This is a genomic window from Microvirga sp. GN3, from assembly GCF_055792825.1.
The window spans coordinates 1-16,422 of record NZ_JBVVAK010000036.1 but is presented as its reverse complement, the minus strand read 5'-3'; the positions used below and the strand labels follow the sequence as shown (position 1 = coordinate 16,422).

11 protein-coding genes and 1 pseudogene are annotated in these 16,422 nt (G+C 54.9%); 11 read left to right on the top strand and 1 reads right to left on the bottom strand.

Features of this window, described 5'->3' with window-relative positions; translation table 11 throughout:
- Positions 1-175 precede the first annotated feature (175 nt).
- The 3 genes from ACS5Q1_RS18360 to ACS5Q1_RS18350 all read left to right on the top strand — a co-directional run bounded on the left by ACS5Q1_RS18360 (position 176) and on the right by ACS5Q1_RS18350 (position 6,311).
- Positions 176-2,593, top strand: coding sequence for a glycosyltransferase (locus ACS5Q1_RS18360; RefSeq protein ID WP_473099542.1), 2,418 nt, complete (start codon positions 176-178; stop codon positions 2,591-2,593).
- A 217-nt stretch (positions 2,594-2,810) separates the two neighbouring features.
- The gene (locus ACS5Q1_RS18355; protein WP_473099541.1) at positions 2,811-4,076 is read left to right on the top strand and encodes a glycosyltransferase family 4 protein; all 1,266 of its coding nucleotides are present in this window, start codon (positions 2,811-2,813) and stop codon (positions 4,074-4,076) included.
- Positions 4,077-4,241: 165 nt separating this feature from the next.
- Complete coding sequence (locus tag ACS5Q1_RS18350; RefSeq protein ID WP_473099540.1) at positions 4,242-6,311, top strand: glycosyltransferase; 2,070 nt, start codon at positions 4,242-4,244, stop codon at positions 6,309-6,311.
- Positions 6,312-6,780: 469 nt separating this feature from the next.
- Here the strand turns inward: ACS5Q1_RS18350 and ACS5Q1_RS18345 are convergent, their stop codons facing one another.
- Positions 6,781-7,704, bottom strand: coding sequence for an NAD-dependent epimerase/dehydratase family protein (locus tag ACS5Q1_RS18345; RefSeq protein ID WP_473099539.1), 924 nt, complete (start codon positions 7,702-7,704; stop codon positions 6,781-6,783).
- Between the two features lie 188 nt (positions 7,705-7,892).
- Here ACS5Q1_RS18345 and ACS5Q1_RS18340 point away from each other — a divergent pair.
- The 8 genes and pseudogenes from ACS5Q1_RS18340 to ACS5Q1_RS18305 form a co-directional block, all read left to right on the top strand.
- A pseudogene (locus ACS5Q1_RS18340) lies at positions 7,893-8,112 on the top strand (IS3 family transposase); the annotation flags it as partial.
- A 434-nt stretch (positions 8,113-8,546) separates the two neighbouring features.
- Entirely contained in the window at positions 8,547-9,647 is a 1,101-nt protein-coding gene (locus ACS5Q1_RS18335) for a DegT/DnrJ/EryC1/StrS family aminotransferase (protein WP_473099538.1), read from the top strand.
- A gap of 4 nt (positions 9,648-9,651) precedes the next feature.
- The gene (locus tag ACS5Q1_RS18330; protein WP_473099537.1) at positions 9,652-10,659 is read left to right on the top strand and encodes a glycosyltransferase family 2 protein; all 1,008 of its coding nucleotides are present in this window, start codon (positions 9,652-9,654) and stop codon (positions 10,657-10,659) included.
- The gene (locus tag ACS5Q1_RS18325; RefSeq protein ID WP_473099536.1) at positions 10,634-11,584 is read left to right on the top strand and encodes a WxcM-like domain-containing protein; all 951 of its coding nucleotides are present in this window, start codon (positions 10,634-10,636) and stop codon (positions 11,582-11,584) included. The genes ACS5Q1_RS18330 and ACS5Q1_RS18325 overlap by 26 nt, the downstream gene beginning before the upstream one ends.
- Complete coding sequence (locus ACS5Q1_RS18320) at positions 11,553-11,963, top strand: GtrA family protein (RefSeq protein WP_473099535.1); 411 nt, start codon at positions 11,553-11,555, stop codon at positions 11,961-11,963. Before ACS5Q1_RS18325 ends, ACS5Q1_RS18320 begins: the two co-directional genes overlap by 32 nt.
- A gap of 134 nt (positions 11,964-12,097) precedes the next feature.
- Complete coding sequence (locus ACS5Q1_RS18315; protein ID WP_473099534.1) at positions 12,098-14,254, top strand: hypothetical protein; 2,157 nt, start codon at positions 12,098-12,100, stop codon at positions 14,252-14,254.
- A gap of 363 nt (positions 14,255-14,617) precedes the next feature.
- A complete protein-coding gene (locus ACS5Q1_RS18310) occupies positions 14,618-15,790 on the top strand; it encodes an acyltransferase family protein (protein WP_473099533.1) in 1,173 nt (390 codons plus the stop codon).
- Positions 15,791-16,002: 212 nt separating this feature from the next.
- Positions 16,003-16,299, top strand: coding sequence for a transposase (locus ACS5Q1_RS18305; protein WP_473099532.1), 297 nt, complete (start codon positions 16,003-16,005; stop codon positions 16,297-16,299).
- The last annotated feature ends 123 nt before the right edge of the window (positions 16,300-16,422 follow it).

Sequence of the window (16,422 nt, the reverse complement as noted above, 5' to 3'; positions counted from 1 at the left end):
GAGCATGCGACTTTAGGTACCGGACTGGCCATCTTCCTAATCCATGCGTAACGGCAACTCCCCTGAGGCTTACCTGGGGCGAGGCTCTTCGACCCCTAGATATCATGTCACATGAGGTTGCGTTTGGGAGCACTCGCAGCTAACGCATTGTTCCGGCAAACCCATGCAAACGGACATGATACGGCGCATCCTCAAATCGGCATTCTTCCTCATCCCCCAGCCTGTTCGGCAGTGGATCAGGCCCGTTCTGCCTCATGGGACAGTGAAAGTTATCGCTGAGCGCATCACTGTCGCCCCCGCTCCGCCAGCTCCGCCCCCGAAAATCGAGAAGCCGCTCAAAACCGAGATCGCGCCGCAGCCACCACGGGTTGAAACGGCGCGGCAGCTCTTCGACGCGGCCTGGTATACTGCGCGCCACCCCGAGGTCCCGAAGGACCCTGAAGAGGCATACCGAACTTATCTTGAGAGCGGGATGAACATGGGCCATCAGCCCGCTCAAGTCTTCGAGAACGTCCGCTATCTGGATCGCGCGAATATTCCTCAGGAACATCTCTATCGCGTCACAGCCTCCCCGGTTCTCTGCCGCGTGCCGCCCACAAAATTTCTGGCGCCATATCAGATCAAGACCCGACTCCACAAGCATTACAATACGTTCGAGGAGTACTGCCACAGAGCCATGACCACGCCCGATGCGATCGGCTCCGAGTTATGGGAAAGCGATCTTCGCGTTGTTGCTTATATGGACAACAACAAGAAAAAGTTGGCGCGTGATTATTCCACGCTCCCACAAGACACTCTCATCTCGATCATCATGCCTACGCGCAATCGTGCGGCTGTCATTGCTGACGCGATCGTCTCGGTCCTGATGCAGTCATACGAGAACTGGGAGTTGATCGTTGTCGACGATGCGAGCGACAATTCCGAGACGGAGGCCTTGATCAAACAGTTCGGCGATGATCGCATAAAGTATGTCCGTCTTGCCGAGCAGCTTGGGGTCGGCGGCGCTCGCAATACAGGAATTGAGCGCTCATCTGGCCGCGTCATTGCTTATCTTGGTGATAAGGACCAATGGGATCCCGACTTCCTCCTGATTCTTCTGAATCAGATGCGATCGCAACGTGCACGGATCGCATACTGCGCTCACGTCATGTGGGAGAAATTCGATCCCAACGCTCGGCTAGGCCGTACCTTCAAAGGAGTTCGGTTCGCGCCGTTTAACCGGCCCCTTCTGGAAAATACCAATTACATGGTGCCCGTCACACTCGTGCACGAGCGCGATCTTTTGGATGAGATTGGGCCGTTCGATGCCTCTTTAAAGCAGCATGGCGGATGGGACCTCGCCCTCAGGATGACGGAAGTCGCACAACCGATTGCTGTTCCCTGCCTGCTGAGCCACTCGTTCCAAGCCAAAGCGGACGATAACGCCGCCGCTGCTGAGCAAGCAAAAGAAGACGAAAACATCGCCGCGGCCGATCAGGCAAAAGCGGATGACAATCTCAGCACTGCCGGTCAGGCAAAGGCCGACGAAAACGTCGCCGCCGGGAGCCAGACGGAACCGACCGATAACGCCAGCGCTGCGCGGGATGACGCTGACGCCCTCAAGGCTGTGCAGTTGAGACTCGTTGAACGGTCGGCGTGGACCCAGCCCTTTACAACCATGGACGAGAAAGAACATCTCGCCTTTTCAATCGGACAAAGATCACGGGATCTGCGTCAGACGAAGCTGTCTCGACTGCCTGTCGAGCCGGTTCAAATCGTGATTCCAAACTACGAGTCAGCGAGCGAACTCGAGGTGTGCCTGCGGTCCATCGCGGAACATACGCCAACCCCTTATCATGTCGTGATTGTCGACAACGGATCCTCCGAGGAGACCTATGCGCAATTGGAAAAGTTGCCGACACTGTTTGAGAATGTGCGTCTGATCAAGGAGGACAAGCATTCCGGGTTCAGTTTTGCCGTGAACCGCGGTCTGTCGGAGGTTATGGATCGCAATGAGAAGATCCTCATTCTCAACAATGATACGCTGGCCACGCCCGACTGGCTTGATGAGTTACGCTACGTTCTCTTCAAGCATGCTGACGCAGGCATGGCGGTTCCGCGGCAAACCCTCCCAGCCAATAGTAAAGCCTCCAAGGTACATACACCGGGAGCAGTAAGCGCCATCGAATGCGACATTAATCTTTCCGCTCACCACAACAACATCATCGACTTGGAATTCGACCGGGACGATGGATTTGTCGAACTCACCTATGCCCCGTTGTTCTGTGGTCTCGTACGGCCGGAGACAATGAGAGCTGCCGGCGGGCTTGATAGCGGCAACGGTCCGCATTACCGCTCCGACTGGATCCTGTGCGACTTCATCCGACGACATTTGAACCAGCGGATTATCTACACACCCCACAGCAAGGTGTATCACCTTCAGGGCGTCGCAACACAGAAGAGAAAATCTTCAGATGAAGGATTTCTTGCTCGTCTTCCAAGCAAAAGTCGGCCGTCAGAACCCAAAAATACTGCCAGACAACAACAATTGAGCCAGGGATCGGATACCGCCAGCCTCAACCAGAACGTTCCGCAATCCCCTCATTCTGACTAGTACAATACACCTCTCTCGGGCAACGCGGCCTGACGGTACGTCAAGGGAATATTTTGCAACCAACATCATCATCTTCAACTTATACATACGCTTCCTATGAAGCATTGATTCAATTACAATTCCAAGTTACCCAATCCAACTCGTTATCCTTACGACTACACCTTGGCTCTCATATGCGAATCTTTGCCGGCGGAATGCAGCTTGGAGCAGCTCAGCAATGACAGAGTTACCCTCAGTGTCGATGCTTCCGGAGGCCTCGACGCTCCGCACGATTGTTCATCTGGTTCATGATCTGTCGTATATCGGCGGGATCTCGAGCCGCGTGCGCAACACCGTGCTCGCCGCCCAGGGCCGAGCCATCCGGCATGTCTGTCTGACCCGGCGCGACCCGAACCATTCCGTGCCGGGGGCGCTGCGTGCGGCGGACGACGAGGCCGGCGTGCTCGCCTTCCTGAGCACCTGTCATCCCACCGACACGGTGGTCATCACCCCGAACAACATCATCCGCGGCTTCTCGCCCGCCGTCCGGGCGCACCTTGATCGCCTGCCCATCCTCCACATGGCCTCGGGCCAGCTCTCCTTCATCCTGCAGGATTCCGAGGTTCTGGCGCATTCCAGCTACATCAACCGCTACAAGGTGTCGCGCATCCTGTGCCTGTCCGACATGGACATGCTGCTCCATCGCCAGATGGGCCTCCATGAACTGACCAAGGTCCGGCTGCCGGTCGCCACCCGCTCCGACAACGGTTACAATCCGGACAAGAACCGTTTCGTCACTTATGTCGGGCGCATCGATTTTCATGCCAAGGGCGCCGAGCGTCTGGTGCCGATCGCAAAGCTGATGAAGGCGCGCGGCCTGCCGCGGCTGCGCATCTTCACCACCGACGGACCCAACTCCCCCGACCTGCCGGCCTTCCTGACCCTGCTCGATGAGGCGGGGGTGAGCGACTGGGTCGAGATCACCTACAACGTCACCGACAAGCCCAAGCTCTATGAGGAAGCCTCGGTTCTGCTGCTGCCGTCGAAGAAGGAGTCGCTCGGCAACGTCATCCTGGAGGCGTTCTCGTTCGGCGTGCCGGTGATTGCGCCGAGCTATGCGCCCGGCCCGGCCGAGGTGATCCGGCCTGGCGTGGACGGCTTCCTGCTCGACGAGTACTCGGCCGAGGCGGTGGTGGAGCGGCTGGAGGGTCTGACGCCGGACACGCTGGTCCGGCTGTCGCAGGCGGCCTTTGCCCGCCACCAGGACTACTCGATGGAGCAGTACCTCACCTCGCTCGAAACCATCGCAACCGAGGTGGCACACAGCTTCCCAGGTAGAAATGAATTCAGACCCTACCCCGTCATCAAGTCGATAGAAATGCTGACAGCTCGGCTGGAACGGACTCAATTGCGGTTAAGTCTGATAAAAAGGACTCTGTCTTGGCGTATGACAGAGCCGCTCCGTCTCATTCGGGCGAAGCTCACATGGAAGTCTCAACCCTAGAAGAGTATCGCGATAGCGCGCACGAGATGATTGCCGCCACTTGTGAGAGCTGTTGGAGGCAGTCCTTGCACCAGGACATGAGCAGGATGCCGGTCAAGCTTCAGCGGGTGCGAATGGATATCCTATGAATAACGTCGTTTCTCCAAAGTGAACTTGAGATCAGGCATGCATCCCATTTTGACGGTTGGCGTCACGACTCACAATGAACGGGACAACATCGAGCACCTCCTCGATCGGCTTGCCGTGCTGGACGAGAAGCGCTTTCAAATCGTTTTGTTCGACGATGCCAGCACCGACGGCACTGCATCCCTGATTGAACAGCATCCCATATCGAGGAAGAGCCACTTCGAGGCTCACCTGGCAAAAGTCAATGTCGGTTCCCCATCCGCTGGTCGCCAGTTCATCGCCGACCAGGCACGAGCGCCTTATGTTATCTTTATCGATGGCGACGACCTCATCCGGCCGAAAGCTCTCACGGCAATGGCCAGCCGCCTGACGCCAGGGTTCGATATGATCGTCACGCCCTTCGAGATCGGGCGGAACAGAATGTTTCCAGAAGCGATTGATCCTGAGCGCCCGATTTCCAGTCACACGATTACACGTATCCTTTCCGGCATCGGAGGAAAAATCTATAACCGGGATGCGCTTCGTCTGCACCTGCAAGACAGCGTCAAAGGGCGCAGCGAGGACGTGCGTCTGAATATGCGGCTTCTCTTAGGCGGCTTTGATCGCGTCCAGTTGGTCGACACAGCCCCCTTTTATCTGATCGCGTCCGCTCGCAAGTCCACGCTTTCAAAGAACATTCTTCTTCCGGAAATCGCAGCCAGGGTGGAGAATTATCACACTCTCAAGGAGCGGTATGGAATCGACGATACCTATCTCAAGAATTTGCATCGCAATCTGCTCGCGGTCGTGAGCGATGATCCGTCCCAGACGGACAGCGAAAAATTGGCGCTGCGTAAGGCATTGAATGACATCATGCCGTTCAAGCTCCGCACGATTATTCATCTGGTTCATGATCTGTCGTATATCGGCGGGATCTCGAGCCGCGTGCGCAATACCGTGCTCGCCGCCCAGGGCCGAGCCATCCGGCACGTCTGCCTGACCCGGCGCGACCCGAACCATTCCGTGCCGGGGGCGCTGCGTGCGGCGGACGACGAGGCCGGCGTGCTCGCCTTCCTGAGCACCTGTCATCCCACCGACACGGTGGTCATCACCCCGAACAACATCATCCGCGGCTTCTCGCCCGCCGTCCGCGCCCACCTTGATCGCCTGCCCATCCTCCACATGGCCTCGGGCCAGCTCTCCTTCTTCCTGCAGGATTCCGAGGTTCTGGCGCATTCCAGCTACATCAACCGCTACAAGGTGTCGCGCATCCTGTGCCTGTCCGATATGGACATGCTGCTCCATCGCCAGATGGGCCTTCATGAGCTGACCAAGGTCCGGCTGCCGGTCGCCACCCGCTCCGACAACGGCTACAATCCGGACAAGAACCGTTTCGTCACTTATGTCGGGCGCATCGATTTTCATGCCAAGGGCGCCGAGCGTCTGGTGCCGATCGCAAAGCTGATGAAGGCGCGCGGCCTGCCGCGGCTGCGCATCTTCACCACCGACGGCCCCAACTCCCCCGACCTGCCGGCCTTCCTGGCACAGCTTTCCGCGGCCGGGGTGAGCGACTGGGTCGAGATCACCTACAACGTCACCGACAAACCCAAGCTCTATGAGGAAGCCTCGGTTCTGCTGCTGCCATCGAAGAAGGAGTCGCTCGGCAACGTCATCCTGGAGGCGTTCTCGTTCGGCGTGCCGGTGATTGCGCCGAGCTATGCGCCCGGCCCGGCCGAGGTGATCCGGCATGGCGTGGACGGCTTCCTGCTCGACGAGTACTCGGCCGAGGCGGTGGTGGAGCGGCTGGAGGGTCTGACGCCGGACACGCTTGTCCGGCTGTCGCAGGCGGCCTTTGCCCGCCACCAGGACTACTCGATGGAGCAGTACCTCACCTCGCTCGAAACCATCGCCGCCGATACCGCCCTCACCTTTTCAGGTAAAAACGAGGTCAGACCGTTTCCGCGTCTCAAGGCAGTCGAAACCTTAACCCGACAGCCTGTCTCCACCTTCCTCAGGAGGCGCTATCGCATAGAGGAAAGGATGCTTGTTGGGCGCATTTTTCTGGTCGAGAGAGTGCTCCCAAGGAAAGTGGCGAAAACTCTGCGCTGGCTGAAGCGAAAGCTATTCTGAGGACATTCTCGAATAGACGGCTGGACCGGGCTACTCCGGCTTCACAGGGATCCGATCCTGACGATGAAGGCTGATAAGCTGGGATGGTTGGACCCTGGTTTGCGAACCAGGGTTCCATTAGGTCCTTCGACATCGAACTTGCCCGGAGGGTGCGGCCTGCAGCTCAGGTCATTGATGCCAGGGGGTGGGCCACCCTCCCAGATTGGGAAATGAATGAAGCTGCAGCGCGTCAAATCCAGTTCTGCGTTGGATCGGCATGGCCATCCATCTCGGATCGCCCAAACGACATCACATTCCCACCCCGCCGCCAGTCATAGCAAATTGCCCCTTTAAGCATTCGTACACTCTTCGCATCAACCGGCGCCTCGGCCGGTCGAAGGGATCAAAGGGGTCAAAATGTCGCTCGGCTCCAGTCAAGCCTCCTGAGCACTTCAATCGACCCCTCTAATGGAACATTCCGGAGGCAGGTTCATATTGCGTCTATGGTTTGGGCAAGACCGAACTTTAGATCGACGCTCGCCGAAAATCCGATCCCCAAAGATGCTTTGATGGGGTCTCCAACTGACTCCCGAATTTCGCCCTTACGAGGCGTGGCAAAGTTGGGCTTGATGTCGACGCCGAGACATTCAGCAATCCTGCTGGCGAGATCGACGATTGTTGTGGGCCTGCCTGTACAAACATTGTACACGTTACCGTCGATAGAAGCGTTCCCCATACCAGCGATGAGGGCCTTTGCAACGTCACTAACATAAACAAAATCACGCGTCTGCGATCCATCACCGAAGATGGTTATAGGCTCACCCATCTTCAGACGCTTACAGAAGATGGAGATCACTCCTGAATATGGAGAGTTTGGGTCCTGCCGAGGTCCATAGACGTTGAAGAAGCGCAAGCCGCAGGTGGGGATACCATGAACTATGCCGGCCACGAGTGCGTGCTGTTCACAACCAAGTTTATCGGCACCATAGGCTGAGCGCGGCGCCTTGGTAGCATGCTCTTGGAGCGGAATGCTTGGATTGTTCCCATAAACGGCAGCAGACGAAGCATAGACCACTGGGATCGGCCGGGCGTCCTTACCTTGTCTTGCCGCATTGAAAACCGCTATGGCCCCGCTCAGGTTGGTCCGGTGAGTGCCGAGCCAATCCTGGTTTCCGAGTTCCACTGAGGCAACCGCCGCTAAGTGAAAGCATCCATCGACTCCGCGCATGGCGTCAGCAACGAGTGCTGCATCAGCAACGTCGCCTTCAATAATTTCCACTTCAGCCGGGCAGTTTGACCGTTTGCCAGTCGAGAGATTGTCAAGAACTTGGACAGAATGCCCATCCGCCAACAAAGCCTCCACGAGATGCGATCCGATGAACCCACAACCACCTGTGACAAGATAAGACGACATAAGAACCTTCAACAGTGCATTGATCGACTGATTTATAAACCGCTAGCACGAATTCGAAGTATTTCGTCTAGAAAGTCGTCGATCCAAATAGAATTTCCCTCGATTATCGGCGGACCGTAGCGACCAACGATTTGGCTGTCTCGGTATCAGTCATTGATGGAAAGATGCGACCGGAGGTCCGGCCCTAGGTGGCCCCCGATCAACTCTTTCGCTATCGCATTCGCTACCGCAAGCTCGCCGCCCAGGGCGCGCTGACCGCCTCCAGTGCTCAAGGGGAGGCAATTGCGGCTTCCGAGTATCGAACTCTGCAAAAGCAGATCCGCGAGTTGTAGAGGCTGCTCGGCAAGAAAACCTTGGAAGCCGAGATCCTTAAAGGAAGCGCTGAAGGTCGCCACAGGTCCAAAGAAGCCTCCGCCGCCGACGTGGCCCATAGCTTCCCGGGCAAAAATGAAATCAGACCGTTCCCGTGTCTGAAAGCGGTCGAAGTCCTAATCCAGCAACCTGTCTCTACCCTTCTTATGATGCACTATGGTGTGAGACAAAAGATACGCACCCTGAAGATATTCTTGGTCCAAAAGGCATTTCTCTAAAGCTTAGCAGTGATACGCCGACATGCAAGGAAAATAAAAACTAAGACATCATGGATCATAATTTAAGATTTAATTTGCCATTAACATCAAAATCTCTATGAGATCCATACGGTTCCGATCAGATACCTATCAAAAACAATTTGAACCCAGATAACCATAAACATAACCGCTCTGTCTTGGCCCACCAAGTTAACTGCGTCTTGCATCGGATGACGTTTGTATCTAATGAGCATCAGGAATGTGAGAAATACAATGACGCCTCGTATAGCAGTTAACGACCTGGTCCGGCACACTCAGGCAACTGAAACCGAAGTACGCTCTGCCATCGAGAGGGTAATACAAAGCGGCTGGTATGTACTTGGCCGTGAGAACGAGGACTTCGAGCGCGAGTTTGCAGCATACTGCGGGACTAAGGACTGCATCGGCGTTGCGAATGGTACGGACGCTATCGAGATCGGCTTGCGTGCTCTTGGTGTCACGAGCGGAAGCCGAGTTGCAACAGTTGCGAATGCTGGCTTTTACACGATGACGGCATTAAATGCCATTGGTGCTGAGCCAGTATTTGTCGAAGTCGAGCGCGAGTCTCGATTGATGGACATCTCGCGCCTCCGAGATATCGTCGCCCAGGAGAAATTGTCGGCAATCGTCGTGACACATTTGTTCGGACTTCTTCATGATATGGAGACGATTCTGCAGGTTGCTGACGCAGCGGGCGTTCCCGTCTTCGAGGATTGTGCTCAAGCTCATGGAGCAAGTCGTAACGGCCGGAAAGCTGGAGCTTTCGGCGCAGCAGCAAGCTTTAGCTTTTATCCAACTAAGAATTTGGGCGCTCTCGGAGACGGTGGCGCAATCACAACAAGCGACCCCCAAATTGCCGCTCAGATCCGGCGCCTTCGCCAGTACGGTTGGATATCCAAGTACCAAGCTGCCTCGCTTGGAGCTCGTAACAGTCGCCTTGACGAGATTCAGGCAGCGATCTTACGGGGCAAGCTGCCCGTACTCGACGCTTGGAACGAGCGCCGCCGTGCAATCGCCAACCGTTACTCGCGAGAGATTACCAATTCCCGGATCACCTGCCCTCCCGTGTACGGGCAGGAATTTGTAGGGCACCTCTACGTGGTGAACTGCGGTGAGCGAGAGGCGCTACGGGCATATCTCGCAGCTCAAGGGATCATGACCGACATTCATTACCCGATTCCAGATTATCGGCAGCTAGCACTGAAGGGGATGCACGAGTGGCAACCTTTGCCTGTGACGGATCGGCTTGCTGAAGAGATCCTTACACTGCCATGTTATCCAGAACTGCAGGACGATGAAGTGACACGCGTGATTGTCACGTTGAATGGATGGTAGAGCCATGTACTCTGTCATCATCCCTGTCTACCGCAATGCAGAATTCGTTCCTCACTTGATCTCCGAGTTTACTCGTATCAGTGAAGTTATTCGCAAGCGATACGATTTGGAAACAGAGTTTGTGTTTGTGGTGGATGCCAGCCCAGATAATAGCTATTCCCTGCTGGAAGAGGCTCTTCCAAAGGCTGCGTTTCGCTCACAGCTTGTTCTTCACTCGAGAAATTTCGGATCGTTCGCCGCAATTCGGACGGGAATGCACGCTGCGCATGGTGAATATTTTGCGGTGATAGCGGCAGATCTCCAAGAACCGCCCGAACTGCTAGTGGACTTTCTAGAAAAGCTTGTTCGGAACAATTTCGATATTGTTGTGGGTGTGCGCGAGGAACGCGACGATCCGGCGATGTCACGCCTATCAGCCAATATCTTCTGGGGATTCTATCGTCGATTTATCGTTCGTGAGATTCCTGCCGGAGGTGTTGATATCTTCGGTTGCAATCGACGTATTCGCGATGAACTGCTTGCGCTGGAAGAAGCAAACAGTTCCTTGATCGGATTAGTTTTTTGGTTGGGCTTCCGACGCAGTGAGGTTCTGTACAAGCGGAGGGCGCGCGCTTTTGGAAAGAGCGCCTGGACCCTTAGCAAGAAAATCAATTATCTCCTCGATAGCATATTTGCTTTCACGGATCTTCCAATCCGGCTACTAGCAGCAGCGGGAATCCTGGGAATTGCCGTAGCTGCGATTCTCACGCTTGGCGTGATCATCCTACGCATTCTGGGAGAGATTGAAGTTGCTGGTTACACAACGACAATCGTGGTCATTACCTTCTTCGGAGCCTTGAATACTCTTGGGCTTAGCCTTGTAGGCGCGTACTCTTGGAGGAGCTACGAAAACACAAAGCGACGTCCTCTTGCCTTGGTGCGCACAGCACGCGTCTTCGAAGGTTCCACAGAACCCTCCAACTCGCTCCCGCATGATGAGATAGACTATGAGTCAGCCTTTCGTTCATCCTAATGCCCTCTGCGAAAGCGACAATGTAGGGCCTGGAACCCGGATCTGGGCCTTTGCCCATGTTCTTCCACGAGCTCGAATTGGAGCTAACTGTAATGTCTGCGATGGTGTTTTCATCGAGAACGATGTCATCGTAGGTGACCGAGTTACTGTAAAGTGCGGCGTGCAGCTATGGGACGGTATTACGATTGAAGACGACGTCTTCATTGGTCCAAATGCCACGTTCACAAACGATCGCTTTCCACGAAGCAAGATTTACCCTGAAGCCTTTGCAAGAACGATCATTCGTCGCGGGGCCTCCATTGGAGCAAATGCGACGATTTTGCCGGGCCTCGAGGTCGGTACCGGTGCAATGGTGGGCGCAGGTGCGGTCGTAACACGCTCCGTTCCACCCAATGCAATCGTCGTTGGCAACCCTGCGCGCATTAAGGGTTATGTGACAGACCAGGAGAATCCAACCGGCGACTCGAATGCGGTTAGCGGATTCGGACGCGTTGATCTAGGAGTTGGCGCGTCTTTCATGCAGACTTTGAAGGTCGCCAAAGACCTACGAGGTGAACTATCTGTTGGGGAATTCGAGCGTGATGTTCCATTTGCTCCGAAGCGCTATTTCCTCGTGTTCAATGTTCCTAGCAGAGAGGTCCGCGGCGAACACGCCCATAAGATGTGCGATCAGTTTCTTATATGCGTCCGAGGATCGTGCGGTGTATTGCTTGATGATGGAATCAACCGTCGAGAAGTGACCTTGGACCGCCCAGGCGTCGGGATATATATGCCGGCGATGATCTGGGGGACGCAATACAGATACTCCGCAGATGCGGTTCTTCTTGTCTTTGCATCGCACTACTATGATCCAGATGACTATATTCGCTCATACGATGACTTTAAAGCCGCCGTTGGCCCAGGACTATCTGACCGTGCACGCTAGTCGTTTGCAGTTGCTGAAGTTCCTATTGGGCGGGATAGCGAACACCGCAGCCACCTACATGCTATTTGTGGGGCTCAGCTTTGCACTGCCCTCCTCTATCGCCTACACCATCGCCTATATAGCAGGCATAGGCCTCTCTTATTTGATCAACACATACTTTGTCTTCCGTGCACGGGCATCCCTGAGCACCGCCGTCCAATTTCCGGCCGTTTACCTCGTTCAGTATATTTTAGGGCTCATCGTGTTGGCGGCACTGACACACATAGGGCTTGATAGTCGCATTGCTATGCTCGCCGTGATCGCCCTGAACATTCCCGTGACGTATGTACTCACTCGGTTCGTTCTCCAAGGGACGAGGAAACAGACATCCGAGTTGTAAATATCCCGGTGTGGCGAACGGGTTACAGCCGATAGCGGTTCGCTGCGACCTCTCAGTGGCAGAGAGATCGGCTTCGCTGCAGATGAGCTAAGTTAGACATCTCAGTCGTGAAAGAAGCTCAGTAAGGACAGGCTATGCGTCATCTCAAGAGAGGCATCTCTCGGTTTGGGGGACTATCAACCCCAACGCCGGCCGTTCGCTGGGCTATTGTCGCTCTCCTGACACTTGCTGGCGCGAACATTCTCGCATTCTATCCGCACCTATTGGGTTGGATGACGTTCCCATTTGATTTTATTGGTGGGTACCACGCACAGGCGTTTGCTTGGTACGCGGATGGCAATTTTTTTCATCCTCCGAAATGGTTCTCCTGGGGAGATTTGGGCTTTCCCGCTTACTGGTCCCTGCAGTCAGGCGCGTTTTACATTCCATTGGCCCTGCTTGATCTTATCAACCAACCCTACACGATCCAAGCAGCAACGATCCTTCAGACTTTACACGTGCTTGCCGGCAGCGTCGGCATGTATGTACTCTTGCGAACGCTCGATTTTGATCAACCAATGGCGTTATTGGGCGCGCTTGCCTTTCACTTTTCATCCTCTTTCTACTCAAATGCTCAGCACGTCGATATCATTAGGGCAACGGCCTTTTTGCCATGGCTTATGTGGTGCCTTCACCCCAGCATCATACTTCGCTCCTGGGCTCAACCGATCATCGCGGCCCTGCTACTATTTCAGTTCCTTGTTGCAGCCTACCCTGGATCTATAGTTGCAAGCGCATACACACTCGCCCTCTTCCTAGGCGCCTCCTCCATTCCCTACATCACACGCGGCGATACGCTTCGCTTAATTATCATCTATGCAGTTGTTGGTCTCAGCGCGCTCGCTATGGCCATGTTGAAATGGCTTCCACCTTTTGTCGAAGGAGACTGGGTGTCAACGGACGGCGCACTGAGAATGCCTCTGACACCGTCACTGCTGATCACGCTGGTTCTTTCTCATAACAAGCCATTCCTGCCCAACGATCTGACGATGAGAAGCCTATGGCTTCCGGCCGGCTTCTTAATCGGATGCATATTCATCTCGCAGTTGTCGTATGTAACCAAGGTTTTTTTGATCTTGATTGCCGCGGCCCTTCTCGCAGCAATGAGCCCGGCGCTATTTGGGCAATCTCTCCCTCTTCCAGGATTCAGCGTCAGTCGTTTCTCACTCTCTGACTGGCGCCCGACGCTACACATAGGCCTGATAGTGCTAGCCTGCGAGGGGTGGCGTAGCGTCACAAATGAACTGGATAGTAAATTTGTCTCGCATCGCACGCTTCATGCAATGATGGGCTTTGCCCTCCTAACCTGGCTTGCGATCCAGCTAGGCTATAGCCTGGTAGATCTCGTCCTTCCGGCGATCACAATCATCATTGTTGCCACACTTTTGTCAGGGGCGATGGTGGCAAGCCGTTTTAGACCCTCAAACATCAACACAATCTCCTTCGTCCTCATTGCTGGCCTCGGACTCGTCGTCGTTGGCGAGGGATATATTTTCCATAACCGAGAAGGAAGAAGTTGGAGGTTGGAATGGGGAGCAAAGATCGAGCGGCAGATGTTCGATTTCCGCTTGAGCAGCACAAAAGTGGCTGACCGAAAAGCTCTTTCGACTACGCGCCGCCCTACACGCTTCGTCATCGGAGAGACCCATGATGTTGTGGCGACACATCAGAATTCGGTCGCCTACAACAAGTGTTTCTACGCCCCTCTTTTTTGCGTTTTAGGATACAATAATCTACGTCTCTCGCAGCCTCATCTGAGTTACAGGCAGGCAATTGCCGACCCAGTTGCCGGCCCCAAACTTCTGGGCTTTGTTCGACAAGCGCAGAAGCTTTTCGTCCTGCCTGCCAACACACCGTTTGATGTAGCGATGATTGGGGCTCCGTCAGATGCTGGGGAAATCGAGAGCAGTGTGCCTGGTATCAGCGGCAGCATTATTGGGTACGGAGGGAGTTGGGCGCGTTACAAGCTGTCGTCCATTGTTGCCGTCCGCGTGGTAGAGAACGAGATATGGACCCGTGGTTGGTCGTTGCGGCTCTGCCAGAACGGCCAGTGTCTTGCACCTCAAAGTACCGAGCATACGCCAGAATATTTGCGCACTTGGATTGTTCCGCCCGGTAACTGGGACATTGAGGTCTTTTTTGAGGTTCGCAGTGAGCGATACGCTTGGATGCTCTTCTACGCGGGGGTATCTCTTCTATTGGCGGCTGGGCTCTTAGGCTACCTACTGAGTAGGCGCTTGGCCGGTTCTTAGCGCAACATGAAGGTTCTGATTAAGCCACAACACCACTGCCGCTGCGCCCGAGAAACTGTTAACATGGGAGCCCGTCTCCTCAGCCAGATGGTCAGCCAGCCGGGCGGCAGTCCAAAGGCTCGCATCAGCGAGGCTAGCGAGTCATAAAATGTCCTTTTCGATGTGAGGGTTAGGAGGCCTCAGAGGTTTGTCGGACGAGCGAAAGCACCCTCTCGAAGGTCTCGATGGTCTTGGGATGTCCGAAGTTGTAGTAAAGACACAAAAGCGTAAGGTCCGACAGGAGCGGCACCTAAATTCGTTGCAGCTGGATCATTTTCGGCTATGGCTTGCACTATCAGGAACATCAACCCAAGTATTCTTCTCATGCAGCGCCCTGTTCAGCCTCTAGGGTTGGAAGTAGTTTCCGCGTCCACAAGCGATAGAATTTACCTACCCCAGATTGACGGCCTCAGGTTCTTCGCCTTTTTCCTAGTGCTTATTCATCACTACCATACACCAGCCGGCTATTTTTCGGAGGTGCTTTGGATCGGCAGCGCGATCGGCACCGTGAACCGCTATGGCTGGGTAGGGGTAGATCTGTTTCTCGTTCTTTCGAGCTTCCTCATTTTCACGCTGCTACGGGAAGAAGGTGCACGCTATGGCGCGATTTCTCTGAGAGGATTTTATGTTAGGCGCGCTCTCAGGATCTGGCCTCTCTACTTCTTCTATTTGTTTTTGGCGCTGGTCCTGATCCCGTCACTCTACCCATTCAACGATACGGCTCTGGCACTGAAACAGCACCTTCTGCCCTTCGCTACGTTCACAGGCAATATTTCGTATGTCGTGTTTCCGGGTACACTCTCGCCACTGTTTTCACACCTGTGGACGATATCCTTGGAGGAACAATTCTACCTTGTCGCACCAATACTGATCTTCTTTTCCGCAGCCTTCATCCACCGAGCGCTTGTCCTTGCTGCAGTTGCCATCGCGGTATCTGTTACATTCAGGATGTATGCCACCGCAAACGAGCTGCCGTCGGCTTTCAGCTGGGTTTCATTTCTCTGCCGTCTTGATCCCTTCGTAGTCGGGGCGATCTGTGCGCTTTTAGTGCGGCGTAAACCTACGTGGCTGGTAGCCACTCCTGCATGGCTGCTCCTTATGATCGGCGCCCTAGTACTCTGGAGTACATTCAGCTTGATCACTCCCGCCGTTTTCCGCGGCTCCGTTCGGTTTACCTTGGTTGCCATCTCTGCTGGCTGCTTCACCTTAGCAGCTCTCGCACGAGGTAGCTTCAAGCAATTCTTGGCATTGAAGCCGTTAAGGGAATTGGGCAAGATCTCTTTCGGTCTCTACGTCTATCATCCTGCCTGTATATGGGCTGTGAGCTTCTTCATGCCGTCGATATTCCAGAATCCAACACCTTCGGCATGGCTCATAGGATTTGCAGCTGTGTTCGCGGCAACCACGACTTTGGCGTTAGCGTCTTATTATCTTCTAGAACGTCCATTTCTGCGCCTTAAGGCGAGGTTTGAGCGTGTGAAGTCACGCGCTGCCTAATGTATCATTCATGGATGCGGATCAATAAAGAGGCTCAGAAGCGAGAGCCGACTTGATCGCTTAGAGCCTGGTGAGCAATTATATTACTCGCTTCAAGTGTTTGAATCAGAAGAGATTTCACTGGAACCGGTGAGGCGGATGCGGGCTGTTTGACGGTTGAGGAGCTCCGCTTTGAACACTTGTCTCTATGCCAGCGATCTCAATGATGCCGAATGCGCGCCGCTCGCGCCCCCGATCCCCGCAGCCATCCGGCTGGACGGCGACAGATTCATTCCTTACGCCGCATCATGGATGCAGTCTTTTATTTGCTGCGTACCGGGGCGCAATGGTGGATGCTGCCACACGAGTATCCACCGCGCTGCGCCGTCTTCTATCACTATGCCCAGTGGCGCAAGAGCGGCACCTGGGAGCAAGTCGCGCGTGTAGCGCGAGAGCTACCGTCGCACGATCGGCCACGCGCCGCAGCCGACAGCCGCGATCATCGACAGCCAGTCGGTCAAGACCTCTGATACCAAGTCCCTGAAGGGTTGACTCGTTCGTGATTTCTCGGACTGGGGCGGGTGTGATTCAGTTTAGCGAACCAGAGAGGTTCGCCATGCCAATCCCACTCCGCTCTGATTTCGATGCGCCCC

Excerpts from the sequence above, each read along its gene's own strand:
- ACS5Q1_RS18360 (WP_473099542.1), top strand. The coding sequence starts at position 176 with ATGATACGGCGCATCCTCAAATCGGCATTCTTCCTCATCCCCCAGCCT.
- ACS5Q1_RS18355 (WP_473099541.1), top strand. The coding sequence starts at position 2,811 with ATGACAGAGTTACCCTCAGTGTCGATGCTTCCGGAGGCCTCGACGCTC.
- ACS5Q1_RS18350 (WP_473099540.1), top strand. The coding sequence starts at position 4,242 with ATGCATCCCATTTTGACGGTTGGCGTCACGACTCACAATGAACGGGAC.
- ACS5Q1_RS18345 (WP_473099539.1), bottom strand. The coding sequence starts at position 7,704 with ATGTCGTCTTATCTTGTCACAGGTGGTTGTGGGTTCATCGGATCGCAT.
- ACS5Q1_RS18335 (WP_473099538.1), top strand. The coding sequence starts at position 8,547 with ATGACGCCTCGTATAGCAGTTAACGACCTGGTCCGGCACACTCAGGCA.
- ACS5Q1_RS18330 (WP_473099537.1), top strand. The coding sequence starts at position 9,652 with ATGTACTCTGTCATCATCCCTGTCTACCGCAATGCAGAATTCGTTCCT.
- ACS5Q1_RS18325 (WP_473099536.1), top strand. The coding sequence starts at position 10,634 with ATGAGTCAGCCTTTCGTTCATCCTAATGCCCTCTGCGAAAGCGACAAT.
- ACS5Q1_RS18315 (WP_473099534.1), top strand. The coding sequence starts at position 12,098 with ATGCGTCATCTCAAGAGAGGCATCTCTCGGTTTGGGGGACTATCAACC.
- ACS5Q1_RS18310 (WP_473099533.1), top strand. The coding sequence starts at position 14,618 with ATGCAGCGCCCTGTTCAGCCTCTAGGGTTGGAAGTAGTTTCCGCGTCC.
- ACS5Q1_RS18305 (WP_473099532.1), top strand. The coding sequence starts at position 16,003 with ATGCGCGCCGCTCGCGCCCCCGATCCCCGCAGCCATCCGGCTGGACGG.